The following is a 16,434-nucleotide window of genomic DNA, read 5'->3' as shown; positions in this document are numbered from 1 at the left end:
ACGGGACGGGTAGGGGCGGCGGGGGCGAAAACCCCCTACCCCCGCAACCGCTCCCGCGCCTCCATCAGCGCGAACCCCAACAAATTCGGCCCGCGCCACCGCTCCGGATCCCCCGCCCCCTCGTCCCGCACCGCCAGCCCGATCCCCCACACCCGGTCCACCGGACTCGCCTCCACCAGCACCCGATCCCCCGTGCCCAGCAGAAACCCCCGCAGATCCGCATGCGCGCCGAACTTGTGGACCGACCCCTCGACGACGATCCGGAACCGCTCCCGCTCCCACACCCCGTCGTCGAACCCCCGCACCAGCCGCCCGGCCTTCTTCGCCGCCGACGGATGCCCGGCGTCCAGCACCCGCCGCTCCGCCTCCGCGTCCCCGAACAGCCGTGCCTTCTCGGCCATCATCCAGTGCTCGGCGGTCGCGTACGCCACGCCGTCCACCGTGAACGGCGACGGCCACCACTGGCTCAGACAGCTCGCGCCCACCTGGCCGTCGGGCAGCGGCCGGTGCCCCCAGAAGTGCAGATACTTGACTCTCGCCCCCGCACGGACCTCCCCGAGAAGGGAGTCCCAAGAATCGATCTTCGTCATGCCCCCGAGCATGGCACGCACCACCGACAATCCGTCCCGCGTTTATCCGGCCAACTCGACACCTGGTCGACAGATTCCGTCGCGTAACCAAAAGGCAACAACGGAATCACTTGTTGGAGTCCTCCTGCTCTGTCAGGATCGGCACTCAAATCGAGCCCGAGCCACGCCGGCCCCACCACGGGGACACGGAGGAGAGCCACATGCAGAACCCGGGCACCGCCACCCCGGAAACCGTCACCCCGGAATCCGCACCCCCGGAGCGATTCCCCGCCCAGGACCGCTTCGCGGACGGCGCGCAGTACATCGCGGGCCGGCCGGCGAAGGGGACCTCCGGTCGTACGCACGCCGTCGTCGACCCCGCCACCGGCGAGGAGGTGTACACGTACGACCTGGCCGGCGCCGATGACGTCGACGCCGCCGTCGCCGCCGCGCGCGAGGCCTTCCCGGCCTGGTCCGCCGCCACCCCGGGCGAGCGCTCCGACGCCCTGCACCGCTTCGCCGCCGTCATCGCCGAGCGCGCCGAGGAATTCGCCCGCGCGGAGTCCCTCCAGTGCGGCAAGCCGCTGAAGCTGACCCGTGAGTTCGACGTCCCGGGGACCATCGACAACACCGCGTTCTTCGCCGGTGCCGCCCGGCATCTGCAGGGGCAGTCCGCCGGCGAGTACTCCGGCGACCACACCTCGTACGTCCGCCGCGAACCCATCGGCGTCGTCGGCTCCATCGCCCCCTGGAACTACCCCCTCCAGATGGCGGCCTGGAAGATCCTCCCGGCCATCGCCGCGGGCAACACCATCGTGCTCAAGCCCGCCGAGCTCACCCCGCTCACCTCGCTCCTCTTCGCCCAGGCCGCCACCGACGCCGGGATCCCCGACGGTGTCGTCAACATCGTCACCGGGACCGGGAAGGAGGCGGGCGAGCATCTCGTCGGCCATCCCGACGTCGCCATGACCTCCTTCACCGGCTCCACCGCCGTCGGCAGGCGCGTCGCCGAGATCGCCACCGGGACCGTCAAGCGGATCCACCTGGAGCTGGGCGGCAAGGCTCCCTTCGTCGTCTTCGACGACGCCGACCTGGAAGCCGCTGTCCACGGCGCCGTCGCGGGCGCGCTCATCAACACCGGGCAGGACTGCACGGCCGCCACGCGCGCGTACGTGCAGCGACCGCTCTATGAAGCCTTCGTCGAGCGGACCGCCGCCCTCATGGAGAGCGTGCGGCTCGGTGATCCGTTCGCGCCGGGCACCGATCTCGGGCCGCTCATCTCCCATGTCCAGCGCGACCGGGTCGCCGGGTTCGTCGACCGTGCGCGTGCCTACGCGCGCGTGGTGACCGGCGGGGCCGCGCCGAAGGGGGCGCTGGAGAACGGGGCGTACTATCTGCCCACCCTGGTCGCCGACGCGGCCCAGGACAGCGAGATCGTCCAGTCCGAGCTCTTCGGTCCGGTCCTGGTCGTCCTGCCGTTCGACAGCGACGACGAGGGGATCCGGCTGGCCAACGACACCCCGTACGGACTCGCCGCCTCCGCCTGGAGCCGGGACGTCTACCGGGCCAACCGCGCCACCCGCGAGATCAAGGCGGGCTGTGTGTGGGTCAACGACCACATTCCGATCATCAGCGAGATGCCGCACGGCGGCTACAAGGCGTCCGGCTTCGGCAAGGACATGTCCGCGTACTCCTTCGACGAGTACACCCAGATCAAGCACGTCATGTTCGACAACACCGCGGTGGCCAGGAAGGACTGGCACCGCACGATCTTCGGGGACCGGTAGCAGAAGACAGGCCGCCCGACCCGCGGCCGAACCCTCCGAAAGGGCACCACGCGCATGGAGCAGTACGAGCCCGACCGCCTGAGTCCGGCCCAAGTGGCCGCCATGCGGCGCAGCTTCCGCAATGGCCGGGCCGCCATGACCCGGCGGTCCCTGTTGCGCGCCTCAGCGGGCGGCGCGCTCGCGGTCGGCGGCCTCGGGGCGCTGACCGGCTGCGGCATCCCCGCGGCGGGCGACACCAAGGGCGGCGTCTCCGCAGAGGACCACTCGGAGAAGGAGAAGGTCGTCAACTTCTCCAACTGGACCGAGTACATCGACGTGGACGACAGCGAGAAGCACCACCCCACGCTCGACCAGTTCAGGAAGCGCACCGGCATCTCGGTCAAGTACACCGAGGACATCAACGACAACGTCGAGTTCTTCGGCAAGATCAAGCCGCAGCTCGCCGCGGGTCAGGACACCGGCCGCGACATCATCGTCCTCACCGACTGGCTCGCCGCCCGCCTCATCCGCCTCGGGTGGGTCCAGAAACTGGACCCGTCGAACCTGCCGCACGCCTACACCAACCTGTCGGCGCAGTTCCGCGACCCCGACTGGGACCCCGGCCGCGCCTACTCGTACGTCTGGCAGGGCATCTCGACCGTCATCGCGTACAACAAGAAGGCGCTCGACGGCGTCGAGGTGAAGTCCGTCTCGGACATGCTCGACAACCCCAAGCTCAAGGGCCGTATCGGCTTCCTGTCGGAGATGCGCGACAGCATCGGCATGACCCTGCTCGACATGGGCAAGGACCCGGCGAACTTCAGCGCCGACGACTACGACGCGGCGGTCGCCCGCATCCAGAAGGCCGTCGACAAGGGCCAGATCCGCCGCTTCACCGGCAACGACTACACCTCCGACCTGACCAGCGGCGACTTCGCGGCGTGTATCGCCTGGGCCGGTGACGTCGTCCAGCTGAAGGCGGACAGCCCGGAGATCGACTTCCTGATCCCGGACAGCGGCTACATCACGTCGACCGACAACATGCTGATCCCGAACAAGGCGCGTCACAAGACGAACGCCGAGAAGCTGATCGACTTCTACTACGAGCCGCAGCCGGCCGCCGAGCTCGCCGCGTACATCAACTACGTGACGCCGGTCGACGGTGTGAAGGCCGAGCTGGAGAAGATCGACCCGGATGCGGCGAACAACCCGCTGATCATCCCGGACAAGGCCATGGCCGCGAAGTCCCACGCCTTCCGCTCGCTGAGCTCGAAGGAAGAGACCGAGTTCGAAGAGAAGTTCGCGAAGCTGACTGGGGCGTGACCACCGTGACCAACAAGACAGACAACACCGGCGACGTCCGCCTCTCGGGCATCAGCAAGACGTACGACAACGGCTTCACCGCCGTCCACCCGCTCGACCTGACCGTGCCCCAGGGCTCCTTCTTCGCCCTGCTCGGCGCCTCGGGCTGCGGCAAGACGACCACCCTGCGCATGATCGCCGGACTGGAGGAGCCCAGCAGCGGCACCGTCCACCTCGGCGAGCAGGACGTGACCGCGCTCCCGCCGTACAAGCGGCCGGTGAACACGGTGTTCCAGTCGTATGCCCTCTTCCCGCACCTCGACATATTCGAGAACGTCGCCTTCGGCCTGCGCCGGCGCGGCATCAAGTCGGTGAAGAAGCAGGTCGAGGACATGCTCGACCTCGTCCAGCTGGGCGAGCAGGCCCGCAAGAAGCCGCACCAGCTCTCCGGTGGCCAGCAGCAGCGCGTCGCCGTGGCCCGCGCGCTGATCAACCACCCCAAGGTGCTCCTCCTCGACGAGCCCCTCGGCGCCCTCGACCTCAAGCTGCGCCGCCAGATGCAGCTGGAGCTCAAGCGCATCCAGACCGAGGTCGGCATCACCTTCGTCCATGTCACGCACGACCAGGAGGAGGCCATGACGATGGCCGACACGGTCGCCGTGATGAACGCGGGCCGCGTCGAGCAACTCGGCTCGCCGACCGACCTGTACGAGAACCCGCGCACGACGTTCGTCGCCAACTTCCTCGGCACCTCGAACTTCATCGAGGCCGAGGTCGACACGAAGAACGGCGACGACATCGTGCTGAAGGCGGGCGGCGGCAAGCTCGTCCTGCCCGAGGCGCGATGTTCCGCGCCCACGGCGACCGGCGGCAAGGTGCTGGTCGGCGTACGCCCCGAGAAGATCTCCCTCACCCATGCCGACGACGCGGGGGACATCCCGGAGGGCCGCAACCGCATCACCGGCAGGATCGCCGACTCCTCGTTCATCGGCGTCTCCACGCAGTACGTCGTCGACAGCCCCGTCTGCCCCGAGTTCGAGGTCTACGCCCAGAACATCGACCGCGACGCCCGCCTCGTGCCCGGCGCCGAGGTCGTCCTGCACTGGAACCCGGCGCACACGTTCGGCCTGGATGCTGCCCAGGACATCGACGCCGGCATCCAGGAAGAGGCGGCGGTCTGATGGCGACACTCACCGAGGCGCCACCGCCTCTGACCCCGACCGCGCCCGAGAAGAAGCCACCCCGCAGGCGTGGCCGCCTGGTGCCGTACTGGCTGCTCCTCCCCGGCATCCTCTGGCTGCTGGTCTTCTTCGCGCTGCCGATGATCTACCAGGCCTCCACGTCCGTGCAGACGGGCTCCCTGGAGGAGGGCTACAAGGTCACCTGGCACTTCGCGACCTATTGGGACGCCCTGTCGGAGTACTACCCGCAGTTCCTGCGCTCGGTGCTCTACGCGGGCTCGGCGACGATCCTGTGCCTGATCCTCGGCTACCCGCTCGCCTATCTCATCGCCTTCCGCGCGGGCCGCTGGCGGAACCTGATCATGATCCTGGTGATCGCGCCGTTCTTCACCAGCTTCCTGATCCGCACCCTCGCCTGGAAGACGATCCTCGCGGACGGCGGCCCGGTCGTCGGCGCCCTCAACACCCTGCACGTCCTGGACATCACCAGCTGGCTCGGCATGACCCAGGGCGACCGCGTGCTGGCCACGCCGCTCGCGGTGGTGTGCGGTCTGACGTACAACTTCCTGCCGTTCATGGTCCTGCCGCTCTACACCTCGCTGGAGCGCATCGACCCACGGCTGCACGAGGCGGCGAACGACCTGTACGCCAGGCCGGTCACCACCTTCCGCAAGGTCACCTTCCCGCTGTCGATGCCGGGGGTCGTCTCCGGCACGCTGCTGACCTTCATCCCGGCCGCCGGCGACTACGTCAACGCGGACCTGCTCGGCTCCACCGACACCCGCATGGTCGGCAACGTCATCCAGACGCAGTTCCTGCGGATCCTGGACTATCCGACGGCCGCGGCGCTCTCCTTCATCCTCATGGCCGCCATCCTCGTCATGGTGACGGTCTACATCCGCAGGTCCGGCACGGAGGATCTGGTTTAAATGACCTTCGTCAAATGGCTCAAGCGCAATCTCGTCGTCATCGCGGGACTGCTGACGCTCGGATATCTCCTGCTGCCGAACGTCGTCGTGACGGTGTTCTCCTTCAACAATCCGAAGGGGCGCTTCAACTACGAATGGCAGCAGTTCTCCCTGGACGCCTGGAAGGACCCGTGCGGCGTCGCCGACATGTGCGGCTCGCTCTCGGTCAGCCTGCAGATCGCGTTCTGGGCGACGATCGGTGCCACCGTCCTGGGCACGATGATCGCCTTCGCGCTGGTCCGCTACCGCTTCCGCGCGCGGGGTGCCGTGAACTCGCTGATCTTCCTGCCGATGGCGATGCCCGAGGTCGTCATGGCGGCCTCGCTGCTCACCCTGTTCCTCAACATGGGCGCCCAGCTCGGCTTCTGGACGATCCTCATCGCCCACATCATGTTCTGCCTCAGCTTCGTCGTGACGGCGGTGAAGGCCCGCGTGATGTCGATGGACCCGCGGCTTGAGCAGGCCGCCCAGGACCTGTACGCCGGGCCGTTCCAGACGTTCGTCCGGGTCACCCTGCCGATCGCCGCCCCCGGAATCGCGGCGGGCGCGATGCTCGCCTTCGCGCTCTCCTTCGACGATTTCATCATCACCAATTTCAACGCGGGTTCCACCGTCACCTTCCCGATGTTCGTCTGGGGCTCGGCGCAGCGCGGAACGCCCGTTCAGATCAATGTCATCGGTACGGCCATGTTCGTCGTCGCCGTACTGTTCGTCCTGGCCTCCATGGTCATCAGCAACCGCCGTAACAAGCAAAAGGCATAAGCCCCTGTAGGGAGTTGAAATCATGGCCCCAAGCGCCATGAGTTCTGGCAATCACTGGACGAAGGCACTCTCCGAAGCCCAGCCGGTCCCGTACTGGCTGGAAGACCCCGGCAAGCCCCACCCCGAGCCCGCCCTCACCACGGCCGAGACCTGCGACCTCCTCGTCGTCGGCGGCGGATACAGCGGACTGTGGACCGCGCTCATCGCCAAGGAGCGCGATCCGCAGCGGGACGTGGTGCTGCTCGAAGGCCGCGAGGTGGGCTGGGCCGCCTCGGGCCGCAACGGCGGCTTCTGTGCCGCCTCCCTCACCCACGGTCTGCCCAACGGGCTCGCCCGCTGGCCGGACGAGATCCACAAGCTCCAGGAGCTGGGCGTCCGCAACCTCGACGAGATCGAGAAGGCGGTCGCCCGCTACTCCCTGGACTGCGACTTCGAGCGCACCGGCGAGATCGACGTCGCCACCGAGACGTACCAGGCGTGGGAACTGCGCGACTGGTACGAGGAGCTGCGGGAGAAGGGCCTCGCCGAGGGCATCGAGTTCCTCGACGCCGACGCGGTGCGGGCCCAGGTCGACTCACCGACGTTCCAGGCGGGCCTCTACGACCGCCGGGGCGTCGCCATGGTCAACCCGGCCAAGCTGGCGTGGGGACTGAAGCGGGCGTGCCTGGACCTCGGCGTCCGCGTCCACGAGCACACCCCCGCCCTCACCCTGAAGCCGTACGGCGCCGGCATGGCCGTACGCACCCCCTACGGCCAGGTCCGCGCCCGCAAGGTCGCCCTCGGCACGAACATCTTCCCGAGCCTGGTCAAGCGGGTCCGCGCCTACACGGTCCCGGTCTACGACTACGCCCTGATGACCGAGCCGCTCAGCGCGGAGCAACTGGCCTCGATCGGCTGGAAGAACAGGCAGGGCCTCGGCGACTCGGCCAACCAGTTCCACTACTTCCGCCTCTCCGCCGACAACCGCATCCTGTGGGGCGGTTACGACGCCATCTACCCGTACGGCGGCCGGGTCCGCGCCGAGTACGACGACCGTCCGGAGACGTACGCCAAGCTCGCCGGGCACTTCTTCACCTGCTTCCCGCAGCTGGAGGGCGTCCGCTTCACGCACGCGTGGGGCGGCGCGATCGACACCTGCTCGCGCTTCTCGGCGTTCTTCGGGACGGCCCATCAGGGCAAGGTGGCGTACGCGGCGGGCTTCACGGGGCTCGGCGTCGGCGCGACCCGGTTCGGCGCGGACGTGATGCTGGACCTGCTGGCGGGGGAGCGCACGGAACGGACCCAGTTGGAGATGGTCCGCAAGAAGCCCCTGCCCTTCCCGCCGGAGCCCTTCGCCTGGACCGGCATCGCGCTCACCAAGTGGTCGCTGGCCCGTGCCGACGCGCACGGGGGGCGGCGCAATCTGTGGCTGAGGGCGATGGACAGGCTGGGCCTCGGGTTCGACAGCTGAATGTGACCTAGGTCACTTCAGATTGGTGAAGCGAACCCGCGTAATGCCTGCCGGGTGACCTCCCTCTCTCCCGTGACGCGACCGGCGTCCACGAAGGAAAGGGAGGTCACCGTCATGACAGCGGCGAAGCCGGCGGTCGAGTGGCTGACATCCGTGGCTCCGAATCCCGAAGCCTGCCGCTGGGAGTGGGAGCGCAACCCCCTCGGGGTCGCACTGCTTCCGGCCGGCAAGGCCTGGGACGTACTCATCCTGCCCGGCGAGCTCGGCTATCCGACCCTCGACGTCCTCACCCGCATCCTCGACCAACTCGGCCCGGTCCTGGTCGACTTCGGCGATTCGCGCATGGGCTTCTTCGTGCCGCCGGGCACGGCCGCCCGCTGGCTCGGCACCGGCATCCGTACGGCCGGCGCGGGCACCTGGATCGTCGTCCCGTACCCGGGCCGCGCCACCGGCGGCATCCGCTGGCTGGTCCCACCGGACGGCAGCGGCACCCTCATCGACCCGGCCCTCCTCGAACTGGCCATGCACGAGGCGGCGGCGGGGCTGGCCACGGAGGGGGAGGGCTAGCGCGCGGAAACTCCTGGAACCCTTGGGGTCTTGACAGGCAGATTGGTCTGGACCAAGTTGTGGGCGGCTCCACCCTCCAATTCCCCCATGCCCGGAGGCACTTGTGGATCGCTTCAGACCCCTCGCCCTGCTCACCGCCGCGGCCCTGACCCTGCCCGGTCTCGCCGCACTCTCGTCGGCCGCCCGTGCGGCCGACGCGGACCTCGCCCGCAACGGCGGCTTCGAGGCCGGTCTCGACGGCTGGACCTGCACGGCGGGTACGACCGTGAACTCGCCCGTGCGAAGCGGCAGTTCCGCGCTGCAGGCGACCCCGGCCGGCGGCGACAACGCCCGGTGCGCGCAGACGGTGACCGTGAAACCGGACTCCCAGTACACGCTGTCCGGCCACGTCCGCGGTTCGTACGTCTACCTCGGCGCGAGCGGCACCGGCACCACCGACGTCTCCACCTGGACCCAGTCGGCCCCCGCCTGGCAGCAGCTCACGACGACCTTCCGCACCGGCCCCTCCACCACCAAGGTCACGATCTACACGCATGGCTGGTACGGCACCGGCGCCTACTACGCCGACGACATCTCCTTGGTGGGCCCGGGCGTGGATGCCGGGCAGCCACCCGCAGCCCCGACCGGTCTGAAGGCCGGCACCGTCACCTCCTCCAGCGTCGCCCTGTCCTGGTCGTCGGTCCCCGGCGCGACGAGCTACTCGATCCACCGCGACGGCACCAAGGTCCAGACGGTTACCGGCACTTCGGCGACGGTCGGCGGACTCTCGCCCTCCACGGCGTACGGCTTCCAGGTCAGCGCCGTGAACGACGCGGGTGAGTCCGCGAAGTCGGCCACGGTGACGGCCACGACCACCGCCCAGCCGGGCGGCGGAGACGCGGACCTCCCTGCTCACGCCCTGGTCGGCTACCTCCACGCGAGCTTCGCCAACGGCTCCGGCTACACCCGCCTGGCCGACGTCCCCGACAGCTGGGACGTCATCGACCTGGCCTTCGGCGAACCGACCTCGGTCACCTCCGGAGACATCCGCTTCGACCGCTGCCCCGTCACCGAGTGCCCGAACGTCGAGTCCGACGCCGACTTCAAGGCGGCGATCAAGGCCAAGCAGGCGGCCGGCAAGAAGGTGCTGATCTCCATCGGCGGTCAGAACGGCCAGGTGCAGCTGACGACCGCGGCGGCGCGGGACACCTTCGTCACGTCGGTCTCGAAGATCATCGACGAGTACGGCCTCGACGGCCTGGACATCGACTTCGAGGGCCACTCGCTCTCCCTGAACGCCGACGACACCGACTTCAAGAACCCGAGGACACCGGTGATCGTCAACCTGATCTCGGCGCTGAAGGCCCTGAAGGCCAGGTACGGCGACGACTTCGTCCTGACGATGGCCCCGGAGACCTTCTTCGTCCAGCTCGGCCACCAGTACTACGGCACCGGTCAGTGGGGCGGCCAGGACCCGAGGGCGGGGGCGTACCTCCCGGTCATCCACGCCCTGCGCGACGACCTGACGCTGCTGCACGTCCAGGACTACAACTCGGGCCCGATCATGGGACTCGACAACCAGTACCACTCCATGGGCGGCGCCGACTTCCATATCGCCATGACCGACATGCTCCTGACCGGCTTCCCGGTCGCGGGCAACGCCGACAACGTCTTCCCGCCCCTGCGCCCCGACCAGGTGGCCATCGGCATGCCCGCCTCGACCAACGCGGGCAACGGCCACGTCCCCCCGGCCGAGGTCACCAAGACCCTCGACTGCCTGACGAAGAAGACCAACTGCGGCTCGTACGCCACCCACGGCACCTGGCCCGCGCTGCGCGGCCTGATGACGTGGTCGATCAACTGGGACCGGTACGGCGGCTGGGAGTTCCAGCGGACGTTCGACGGCTACTTCGGCTGAGGAAGAGCCACAACGAGACCAGGAGCAGCGCGCCCAGGCACCAACTGGCCACGACGTCCAGTGGCCAGTGGTAGCCGCGCCGGACCAGACCGAGGCCGACGGCCGCGTTGACGACCACGCAGGCGATGACGAGCTCACGGCGGGCGTAGGCGCTGCGCAGCCAGGGGAGGAGGAGCAGGGTCGCGGCTCCGTAGGCGGCGGCGGCCGTGGCGGTGTGCCCGGAGGGGTAGTAGCCGGTCCCCGGGGGGACGGCCGGGGTGCCCGGGCGGTCGGTGAGTTCCTTGAGGGGCACCACCAGGGCCGGGACCAGCGCCATCAGGACCGCCGCCGCGGCGGCCGGCAGCCACCACCGGTCTGTACCGGTGAGGCGGGCCCGGCGGGCGACGTAGAGGAGGACCGCGGCGAGGACCGGGACCGCCACCTGGACGTTGCCGAGGTCGGCGAGGACCTCGGAGACGCCGTCCGGGTGGATCAGGGCTCGGGAGGCCCGCTCGTCCACACGCACAAGCGGCCCGTCCGCTTCGACCTGCCAGGTGATCAGGGCGAAGAGGAGGGCCGGAAGTCCGAGAAGGAGGAAGAGGGAGGTCGGCCGCCCCGGAACAGGGGGGGTGGTTCCGAGGCGGCCGTCCGGATCGGATGGTCGCGCGCCCCGGGGGGTTTGGGGCGGGCGACTGTCCGATCGGTGAGGAGATCCGGAGCCGGAGGCCCCGGTTGTGTGCGCGAGGGCACGACCAGGTCGAAGCTGGGGAGGCCTCGGCCCGATGTCACCCAGAGTCCCCTCTGGGCGGGGTGTATCTCTCATCTGCTTAGAACCTACGACAGGGCGAGGGCGTAAGACAGGCGGAATCGCGTCCTGACATCCACCTCGCACACCTTCTTCACACGCTCTGACGGTAGCCGCCCCAGCCCCGGAACCGCGAGCGGTGTCAGGGCTGGGGCGGACGAGGTTCCCGGGCCGGGGCCCGTCGCTCACCAGTGGTTTTGGTGTGACCTCAGATGCGGGCGAAGGCCTGTTCGATGATGTCGAGGCCCTCGTTGAGGAGGTCGTCGCCGATGACCAGCGGGGGCAGGAAGCGGAGCACGTTGCCGTAGGTGCCACAGGTCAGGACCAGCAGGCCCTCCTGGTGGCAGGCCTTGGCGAGCGCGCCGGTCGCCTCCGGGTTGGGCTCCTTGGTGGCGCGGTCCTTGACCAGCTCGATGGCGATCATGGCGCCGCGACCGCGGACGTCGCCGATGATGTCGAACTTCTCGGCCATTGCGGTGAGGCGGGCCTTCATGGTCGCCTCGATCGCCTTCGCCCTGGTGTTGAGGTCGAGCTCCTTCATCGTCTCGATGGAGCCGAGCGCACCGGCGCACGCGACCGGGTTGCCGCCGTAGGTGCCGCCCAGGCCGCCCGCGTGGGCGGCGTCCATGATCTCGGCGCGGCCGGTCACCGCGGCGAGCGGGAGACCGCCGGCGATGCCCTTCGCGGTGGTGATCAGGTCGGGGACGATGCCCTCGTCCTCGCAGGCGAACCACTGACCCGTACGGCAGAAGCCGGACTGGATCTCGTCGGCGACGAAGACGATGCCGTTGTCGGAGGCGAACTTGCTGATCGCGGGCAGGAAGCCCTTGGCCGGCTCGATGAAGCCGCCCTCGCCGAGCACCGGCTCGATGATGATCGCGGCGACGTTCTCCGCGCCGACCTGCTTGGAGATCTGGTCGATGGCCTGCGCGGCGGCCTCCGGGCCGGCGTTCTCCGGGCCGGTCGGCCAGCGGTAGCCGTACGCCACCGGCACGCGGTAGACCTCGGGCGCGAACGGACCGAAGCCGTGCTTGTACGGCATGTTCTTCGCGGTCAGCGCCATCGTGAGGTTCGTACGGCCGTGGTAGCCGTGGTCGAAGACGACGACGGCCTGGCGCTTGGTGTACGCACGGGCGATCTTGACGGCGTTCTCTACGGCCTCGGCGCCGGAGTTGAACAGCGCCGACTTCTTGGCGTGGTCGCCCGGCGTCAGCTCGGCCAGCGCCTCGGCGACGGCGACGTAGCCCTCGTAGGGCGTGACCATGAAACAGGTGTGGGTGAAGTCGGCGAGCTGCGCGGTGGCCCGGCGTACGACGGCCTCGGCGGACGCGCCGACGGACGTCACGGCGATGCCCGAACCGAAGTCGATGAGCCGGTTGCCGTCGACGTCCTCGATGATGCCGCCGCCCGCACGCGCGGTGAACACGGGCAGTACGGAGCCCACGCCCTGAGCGACGGCGGCGGTACGGCGGGCCTGCAGCTCCTGCGACTTCGGGCCGGGGATGGCGGTGACGACGCGGCGCTCCTGAGGAAGTGCGCTCATGAGGGGCTCCCGGGGTCTTGCGGACGTTTGTCTTCTCTTTTCTCGCAGGCTAGGGCCGTGAGCGGGGGGTGGGCATGCTCCATGTGGGCGTTGTCAGCGGCTGCGGTTGTCCGTCGTGGACATAGCGACGCCGATCGGTTCGGCGCCTCCGGGGACGGAGACGACGCAGGGGCCCTGCGCTGGGCCCGCGATCCACAGCCGGCTCGCCCGCTGGTCGACGTAGGCCCGGAACGGGCTGGGCGTCAGCGTGCGGCCGTCGACCTTGATCAGCTGCTGGTTGCCGCGGCTGCGGATCTCGCAGTCGACGCAGCGCCAGGGGTGCTCGGCCAGCCTCCGGGCCATGCGGCGGGTGGCGACGATCACGAAGACGTGGACCGGGAGGAGCGTCACCTCGAACAGCGCGCCCAACACGACCAGCCCGATCAGGTCGTGGCCCTCGTCGGCGACGATCTCGGCGATCTGGACCGCGAGCACCGCCGGCCAGACGAGGAGCAGTGCGGCGACCCGGTTGAACAGGCGGCGGCGCATCACGTGTGCCGTCGCCGGATGGGAGAGCGCGCTGCCGGCGGGGTCCGGAAGCGGGACGTCCGTCCGTTCGGGGCTGTCCGGCAGCAGTCCGTGGCGCAGATACCGGTGGCGCAGGCGGCGGGGTGCCTGCTGTGTGGTGCGGGAGGCGGCGATGACGACCTGGTCGTCGAGGAGGCCGCAGTACCAGAGCCGGGCGATCTGGGCCCTGCGTTCGGCGGGGGCGGAGCGCTCCATGCGCCGGCTCCACCACAGGGGTACCTTCATGATCAAGGGCAGCCGGCGTCCGGGGGCGTCGGGGTCGGGGACCTCGAACCAGGCGTCGCTCACGTTCCGGGCCCTCGCGTGGCCCGAGAGGCCGTGCCGCGGCTTGTCCACGGTGTGCCATGGGTGGGCGCGCAGGAGGCGGCGTACGCGCCAGGCGTTGGGGAGTTCGGCCAGCACGTGGAGGGGCAGGCCGATGAGCGAGGCGAGGAAGAACGCCACGGTCAGCCAGACCACCCGCTCGCGCACCGCGACGCTGGTTCCCGAGTACCAGGTCCACCATGCGGCGCACACCCCGACGAGCAGCAGGCTCCGCCCCGTCTGCCGCCACCAGGCCCGCCGAGTCGCCGCATCGTCCCAGGCGACGCCCGCAACGCCGGTCAAGTCCTTTTCGCCGATGGGTAGTTGGTCCGTCACCGGGGAGTCTCCGTCTCCTGTTCCGAGCGTCCGAGGCAAGCCACGACGATATCCGGAGCATCTCGGTCCGTTCCGTCGGCCGTGTAAGCGGTGAACTCCCCAGGAGAGGGCGTTAGATTGACTCGCTGATGGTGCATGCATCCGATGGAACGGCTGGTCAGGGGGCAAGGGCGATGGACAGCGACGGGACGCAGGACGCGCGGGGCACGCACGCGACGCCGGTGCCGCGTCCGGCGGTGCCGCGAGAACGCTCCGCTGTGCCGCCGAGGCCTTCGGTGCCGCCCAGCGTGGATGGGTCGGGCTTTCTGGAGTGGCTGCGGGCGTCGCGGCCGGAAGCCTTGCCGGGGGTATGGCGGTTCGGACACCATCCACGACCAGTCGAAGAGCCGGACGAGATTCCCGCGCGGCAGCTACTGACCGGAGCGCTGATCGCCTTCCTGGTGGGATGGCTGATCTGGTCCCTCCTGGAGAACGGCTACCTCGGCGGCTGGTGGATCCTGCCGCTGCAGCTTCTTGCTCCTGACGCCTGGCTGCACAGCGACAGCGACATCGTCAGGGGCTTGCTCTACAACGGGTACACCTTGCTGATCATCCTGGCGATCATGATCGGGGTGGGCCGACTCGGCCGTTGGGCGGAGGTGTGGCGTCGCTTCGGTGCCCCCCGCTTCCGGCGCCGCGAGCCTGAGCAGGCTGCCCCAGCCCCTCAGGACGACCCCGCTCAATGGAATCAGCTTCGCGCCGCCGGAGCCTCCGACGCCGCCGAGCGGCTCGCCGCCGACGCGCGGTCCGGGGTGATGCGCGACGTCGACTACGCCCGGATCACCCGCGCCTGGCAGGGCGTGCGCAGCGGACGGCACGACCTCGCCACCTTCAGCGGCGCCGTGCTCCGGGAAGGCGCCGCCGCCTGCCTGCACCCCTCGGGCGAGCGCGACCTGCCCGCCCGCATCGCCCGCCACGACCTGGTCAGCGGTCAGGTGCGGCTCGGCACGACCGCCGAAGACCCGCGCAACCCCTACGCCTATCGCGGCACCGGTCTCGGCCTCGGACCCGACCTGCTCGGCACCTCCCTGCTCGCCGTCGGCCCGGCCGGGTCCGGCAAGACGGGGACCGTGGTGCGGCCGCTCGCCGAGTCGCTGTGCCTGCACGCGCTGGCCGGGCGGGCCGCCGTGGTCGTGGTCGGCGCGGCGGGCGCGGGGCTCGGACCGGCGGACGCGTACGACGTCGTCGTACGGATCGGAAACCCGGACTCCGTCTACGACCTGGACCTGTACGGCACCGGCGACCCCGACGAGGCCGCGGCCGTGCTCGCCGAGGCGCTCGTCGGGGACCTCGCCGACGCGCATCCGGGCAGCGACAGCCGGCGCTCCACGACCGTGCTGGCCCAGCTCCTCGGGCCGTTCCGGGCGGTGCACGACCGTTTCCCGTCCGTGCCGGAGCTGCGGCAGCTGCTGGACGGCGCGCCCGGGGCGCTCGGCGCGCTGCGCACGGCGCTGGAGGGCTCCGGGCAGGAGTCACTGCTGCGCGAACTGGACGCGCGGGAGCGGCAGTTGGGACAGCCCGGAGATGTGTCGGCCGTGCTCGCGGACCGGCTGGCGCTGCTCGACCGGCCGGCGTTCGCGGGCTTCTTCGACACGTCCGGACAGTCGCGCCCCTTCTCGCTGAAGGCCCTCGACCACCCCGTCCGGGTCCGCATCGACCTGCCCGCGCGCGGGCACGCCGAGGCCTCACGGATGCTGGCGCGGCTGGTGCTGGCCCAGTTCACGGCGAGCATCGCGGTACGGGAAGACCGCTCGCTGTTCGCCTGCCTGGTGCTGGACGACGCGACGGGGGTCGTGACGCCCGAGGCCGTGCGGGGCATCCAGCGGCTGCGGTCGGGCAACGCGGGCGCCGTCCTCACGCTGCGCACCCTGGACGACGTACCGAGGCCGCTGCGCGGACCGCTGCTGGGGTCGACCGGGTGCCGGATGGCGCTGGCCGGGGTCACGCCGTGGGACGGGCAGGACTTCGCCGACGTCTGGGGCAAGGAGTGGACCGAGGCGCGGGACGTCACCGACCGGCAGATCATCGCGGAGACGCCGGCCGGGAAGGCGGTGCACGCGCTGCGGCGGGTGATCACCGGCAAGGCGCCGACCGCGCGGGCGGTGACCGTGCGCCAGGTCGAGCGGGAGCGGTGGTCGGCGTCCGAGCTGGCGCACGGGGTGCCGCCGGGGCACGCGGTGCTGTCGCTCACCAGCGTCCAGGGCGAGCACGCGCCGCCGTTGCTGGTGGACCTGCGGGGGTGACCTCGGTAAACGGGCGCGGGGCCACGCGGTGACCGTACGGTGAGGCAGAATCGGCACAGGCCGTTCATACAAGGCGGCCAAAAGATCACCGAGATCACCGAGATCACGCCGATGATCACCACGATCACCCCGAGATCACCGCGATCACACCGACTGA

General features: G+C 70.0%; 13 protein-coding genes. 9 read left to right on the top strand and 4 right to left on the bottom strand.

Annotated features, from left to right (window positions below):
* Positions 1–35 precede the first annotated feature (35 nt).
* Positions 36–590 carry a riboflavin biosynthesis intermediates N-glycosidase gene (gene ybiA / locus ABD932_RS31100; protein WP_345017743.1) on the bottom strand — a complete coding sequence of 185 codons (555 nt, stop codon included), beginning with the start codon at positions 588–590 and terminating at the stop codon, positions 36–38.
* 200 nt (positions 591–790) lie between these two features.
* On the opposite strand from ybiA, the gene ABD932_RS31095 reads away from it, so the two are divergent.
* From ABD932_RS31095 to ABD932_RS31060, 8 genes are all read left to right on the top strand, one after another.
* Positions 791–2,356 (top strand): gamma-aminobutyraldehyde dehydrogenase, encoded by a 1,566-nt coding sequence (locus ABD932_RS31095; protein WP_345017741.1) that lies wholly within the window; start codon positions 791–793, stop codon positions 2,354–2,356.
* Positions 2,357–2,410: 54 nt separating this feature from the next.
* The gene (locus ABD932_RS31090; RefSeq protein WP_345017739.1) at positions 2,411–3,658 is read left to right on the top strand and encodes a polyamine ABC transporter substrate-binding protein; all 1,248 of its coding nucleotides are present in this window, start codon (positions 2,411–2,413) and stop codon (positions 3,656–3,658) included.
* Entirely contained in the window at positions 3,655–4,818 is a 1,164-nt protein-coding gene (locus tag ABD932_RS31085; RefSeq protein WP_345017736.1) for an ABC transporter ATP-binding protein, read from the top strand. Before ABD932_RS31090 ends, ABD932_RS31085 begins: the two co-directional genes overlap by 4 nt.
* A complete protein-coding gene (locus ABD932_RS31080; RefSeq protein ID WP_345017734.1) occupies positions 4,818–5,747 on the top strand; it encodes an ABC transporter permease in 930 nt (309 codons plus the stop codon). The genes ABD932_RS31085 and ABD932_RS31080 overlap by 1 nt, the downstream gene beginning before the upstream one ends.
* Complete coding sequence (locus ABD932_RS31075; RefSeq protein WP_126395412.1) at positions 5,748–6,548, top strand: ABC transporter permease; 801 nt, start codon at positions 5,748–5,750, stop codon at positions 6,546–6,548.
* A 22-nt stretch (positions 6,549–6,570) separates the two neighbouring features.
* A complete protein-coding gene (locus ABD932_RS31070) occupies positions 6,571–7,998 on the top strand; it encodes an NAD(P)/FAD-dependent oxidoreductase (protein ID WP_345017731.1) in 1,428 nt (475 codons plus the stop codon).
* A gap of 114 nt (positions 7,999–8,112) precedes the next feature.
* On the top strand, positions 8,113–8,565 hold the full coding sequence (locus tag ABD932_RS31065; protein WP_345017729.1) for a hypothetical protein: 453 nt from the start codon (positions 8,113–8,115) through the stop codon (positions 8,563–8,565).
* 103 nt (positions 8,566–8,668) lie between these two features.
* Positions 8,669–10,462, top strand: a complete 1,794-nt coding sequence (locus ABD932_RS31060; protein ID WP_345017726.1) for a chitinase — start codon at positions 8,669–8,671, stop codon at positions 10,460–10,462.
* Here ABD932_RS31060 and ABD932_RS31055 read toward each other — a convergent pair.
* The 3 genes from ABD932_RS31055 to ABD932_RS31045 all read right to left on the bottom strand — a co-directional run bounded on the left by ABD932_RS31055 (position 10,401) and on the right by ABD932_RS31045 (position 13,995).
* Positions 10,401–11,234: a phosphatase PAP2 family protein gene (locus ABD932_RS31055; protein ID WP_345018082.1), complete on the bottom strand. Its 834-nt coding sequence runs from the start codon at positions 11,232–11,234 to the stop codon at positions 10,401–10,403. The two genes, ABD932_RS31060 and ABD932_RS31055, sit on opposite strands and share 62 nt — an antisense overlap.
* Before the next feature lie 220 nt (positions 11,235–11,454).
* Positions 11,455–12,789: a 4-aminobutyrate--2-oxoglutarate transaminase gene (gene gabT, locus ABD932_RS31050; protein WP_345017724.1), complete on the bottom strand. Its 1,335-nt coding sequence runs from the start codon at positions 12,787–12,789 to the stop codon at positions 11,455–11,457.
* Positions 12,790–12,882: 93 nt separating this feature from the next.
* Positions 12,883–13,995: a hypothetical protein gene (locus tag ABD932_RS31045; protein ID WP_345017722.1), complete on the bottom strand. Its 1,113-nt coding sequence runs from the start codon at positions 13,993–13,995 to the stop codon at positions 12,883–12,885.
* 173 nt (positions 13,996–14,168) lie between these two features.
* Here ABD932_RS31045 and ABD932_RS31040 point away from each other — a divergent pair, with 173 nt between their 5' ends.
* Entirely contained in the window at positions 14,169–16,277 is a 2,109-nt protein-coding gene (locus ABD932_RS31040; protein ID WP_345017720.1) for an ATP-binding protein, read from the top strand.
* The last annotated feature ends 157 nt before the right edge of the window (positions 16,278–16,434 follow it).

It is taken from the genome of Streptomyces shaanxiensis (assembly GCF_039537145.1).
In the GTDB taxonomy this organism is placed as follows: Bacteria; Actinomycetota; Actinomycetes; order Streptomycetales; family Streptomycetaceae; genus Streptomyces; species Streptomyces shaanxiensis.
The sequence above is the reverse complement of the archived record's forward strand: the minus strand, read 5'-3'. Positions and strand labels throughout refer to the sequence as shown.

Bases quoted from the DNA above. Each gene is read 5' to 3' on its own strand.
- ybiA (WP_345017743.1), bottom strand. From the start codon at position 590: ATGACGAAGATCGATTCTTGGGACTCCCTTCTCGGGGAGGTCCGTGCG.
- ABD932_RS31095 (WP_345017741.1), top strand. From the start codon at position 791: ATGCAGAACCCGGGCACCGCCACCCCGGAAACCGTCACCCCGGAATCC.
- ABD932_RS31090 (WP_345017739.1), top strand. From the start codon at position 2,411: ATGGAGCAGTACGAGCCCGACCGCCTGAGTCCGGCCCAAGTGGCCGCC.
- ABD932_RS31080 (WP_345017734.1), top strand. From the start codon at position 4,818: ATGGCGACACTCACCGAGGCGCCACCGCCTCTGACCCCGACCGCGCCC.
- ABD932_RS31075 (WP_126395412.1), top strand. From the start codon at position 5,748: ATGACCTTCGTCAAATGGCTCAAGCGCAATCTCGTCGTCATCGCGGGA.
- ABD932_RS31070 (WP_345017731.1), top strand. From the start codon at position 6,571: ATGGCCCCAAGCGCCATGAGTTCTGGCAATCACTGGACGAAGGCACTC.
- ABD932_RS31065 (WP_345017729.1), top strand. From the start codon at position 8,113: ATGACAGCGGCGAAGCCGGCGGTCGAGTGGCTGACATCCGTGGCTCCG.
- gabT (WP_345017724.1), bottom strand. From the start codon at position 12,789: ATGAGCGCACTTCCTCAGGAGCGCCGCGTCGTCACCGCCATCCCCGGC.
- ABD932_RS31040 (WP_345017720.1), top strand. From the start codon at position 14,169: ATGGACAGCGACGGGACGCAGGACGCGCGGGGCACGCACGCGACGCCG.